This window comes from Sphingobium chlorophenolicum (assembly GCF_000722875.1).
Classification (GTDB): Bacteria; Pseudomonadota; Alphaproteobacteria; order Sphingomonadales; family Sphingomonadaceae; genus Sphingobium; species Sphingobium chlorophenolicum.
The window spans coordinates 1-2,433 of the sequence record NZ_JFHR01000069.1 but is presented as its reverse complement, the minus strand read 5'-3'; the positions used below and the strand labels follow the sequence as shown (position 1 = coordinate 2,433).

2 protein-coding genes and 1 pseudogene are annotated in these 2,433 nt (G+C 51.8%); 1 reads left to right on the top strand and 2 read right to left on the bottom strand.

Going from position 1 to position 2,433, the window contains the following annotated elements:
• Nucleotides 1-384 precede the first annotated feature (384 nt).
• Both BV95_RS20005 and BV95_RS23925 read right to left on the bottom strand, forming a co-directional pair.
• Nucleotides 385-1,302: an IS5 family transposase gene (locus tag BV95_RS20005; RefSeq protein WP_202901581.1), complete on the bottom strand. Its 918-nt coding sequence runs from the start codon at nt 1,300-1,302 to the stop codon at nt 385-387.
• Between the two features lie 165 nt (nt 1,303-1,467).
• Nucleotides 1,468-1,794 (bottom strand): hypothetical protein, encoded by a 327-nt coding sequence (locus BV95_RS23925; RefSeq protein ID WP_156028723.1) that lies wholly within the window; start codon nt 1,792-1,794, stop codon nt 1,468-1,470.
• Nucleotides 1,795-2,313: 519 nt separating this feature from the next.
• On the opposite strand from BV95_RS23925, the pseudogene BV95_RS23310 reads away from it, so the two are divergent.
• A pseudogene (locus BV95_RS23310) lies at nt 2,314-2,433 on the top strand (IS5/IS1182 family transposase); the annotation flags it as partial.

The following is a 2,433-nucleotide window of genomic DNA, read 5'->3' as shown; positions in this document are numbered from 1 at the left end:
TCGGCATCGGTTAAATCTGTTGGCAAAGACAGCCCGCTTCGCGCATGTAGCGCGCGAGTGGTATCGGTCCACATCGTTGATCCTTGGTAGTTTCGCAAAAACCCCTGAATCAACGACAGGTCCAGACGTCAAGCTAACCTGCTGATACCACTCACCTTAGTTTCGGATCGGACACTAATTGATTGTCCGCATGTGGTGCAGCGTGTTTTCTTTTTGCACCGTCAGAACGGGCTTACGGATGCGCAAATCGCGTATCGCTTGGATATTACGATTAAAGAGGTCAGGGATCACATCAATTTTGTAGAACAGAAAATATCCATTTAATAATGATTGATAAAGAACGCACGTCGTTCTTATGAGAACTGTGCACGGGTGGGCGTAGAGCTATGAAATCGCGCAGATATTCGATGGGTTGTCGATCCGGCCTGCGCTTTGCGGTCGGAGGCGATATCGTGCTGGAACGGAGAGAATATTCATCGTGCGCTTGAGGTTGTAGGCGATGGCGGTGAGGTGGACTTGGACGGCGGCTTTGGCGAGACCTCGCCATCGCATTCGGCGCAGGCGGTAGCATCGCTTCCATGTCCCGAAAATCTTCTCGACGCGGGCGCGCACCCGATGGATCGGTTGATTCCATTCATGCAGCTTACGGAGCGTTTCAGCTTCGTCGCGGCCCCACATGCCGGTGGCGACGATCCGGGGAATGCCGCCCTTTGCCAGCACGGCACTACAAAAGTGATTGCCGCGATAGGCGCTGTCGGCAAACACCTCACCGGGATTGTCGGGCAAGGCACCGGGATCTGCCTTGCCGTCATTGATATTGGCGGAGGTGACGGAGACTTCCTCAACCAACGCGGTATCGGCATCGGCGCCCACGTGAGCCTTGAAGTCGTGAACAGCCCGTTTTCTTTTGTGCTTTACCCAGCGCGCATCATCATCGTCTTCACTGGCCGACGCAATGATGGTGGCATCGACCAGTGTACCGGTCTTGACCGTCACCGCTTTGGCCTTGAGCTGAATGGTCACGGTTTCAAACAGCGATCGGTCAAGTTGGTGCGCGACCAGCAGTCGGCGGAATCTGACAAACGCGGTACGCTCTGGCGTCACCTCATTCGCGGAAAACCCACAGAAGCGGCGAAAAGAGGCCCGGTCGTCCAGGGCCTCAGCCAACTTCACATCGGACAGATCGTTAGCGATGCGAGCGCCCCACATAGACGGCGCTGATTGCTGAGCCAATGACCCTGCCTTTGAAATGGCAGCGGAGATGGCAAGATGCTCGACGATGACATGGCCAGCGGCGGCCACGCAGGCTCACCTTTGGAAGCAGTATAGAGGGCGTCGAGAAGCGAATCCAACGCGGTCCAATCGATCAACGAGGAAGGGGCGCGCTCTCGTCCAGCAAATCCAAATCGCTCCTGACCAATCGAACGCTGCACCACGGCCGCTCTCCTCCTTGGAAAGCCCATAGAATCAGCAATTGGTACGCCTGTCTACGCCCGCGCGCGCACAGGTTTCATTAATATAAAATATTCTAACTCTGCGATCTGTTGATCCTTCTTTTGCATGTACTACACCGGAATCTATAAAAAATTTCATTTTTATATAGAAAGCTCTATAGGATAACTGTGTTTGATAAATCAAATCTTTCGCAGAAAGGCCGCCATGTTTCTTTAGTAGAAGAAGGATTTTTGCGTCTTCTCGTATTAAATCTATACCAAAAGAACTTTTAAAACGTGCATTCTTCTCCAGAATTTCCTCTGGTTCAATTGAATCCATGGCGAACACCCCGACTGTCATCAAAACATTCGCGACCCCCTATCCGCCTCCTTCAGAGAAGATAGACCAAGCAGCCTACATGTTCAGGAGCTTTCTGAACCGTTGTAAGATCGGCCTGATCCTTGATGAAAAGCAGAATGATGAAACATTTTGCAATGAAAAACAGAAAATGCATGCATTTTATGCACACGAAATGCGTTGCTTTATAAGATTGCATCTTCATGTCTGACTATGACACGGGGTGCGCCTTTTAAGGCGGCATTCCTTGCCGCGTTGATTTTGGTCTTTGAGGGGGGAATTGATGACGTGACCGCTATCTGTTCGGGCGCAACCGCCAACTAATCAGACATATTTTTAACTTTCAGGAATGCCCTCGCTGAAGCGGCGATGGGCATGGTGACGCATGTCGTCCTGAGAAAATTGAGAAGTGGTAAAACCATGAATAGGAAGATCATCCAGAGAAGTTTGCTAAGGCGTGTGGACATTTAAGGGATTCCTTTTTCCGCGCGGATCGGATTCAAGACTGGCGAAGGGAGCGCCATCTTGGATCGACACGGATTAAGCGACGAGCAGTGGGAGCGGGTTCGCCCCGTGCTTCCCGGTAAAGTTGGGGACCGAGGCCGTTCGGCTGCGGACAATCGTAGATTTCTCGAAGCGGTT

Bases quoted from the DNA above. Each gene is read 5' to 3' on its own strand.
- BV95_RS23925 (WP_156028723.1), bottom strand. From the start codon at position 1,794: ATGACAGTCGGGGTGTTCGCCATGGATTCAATTGAACCAGAGGAAATT.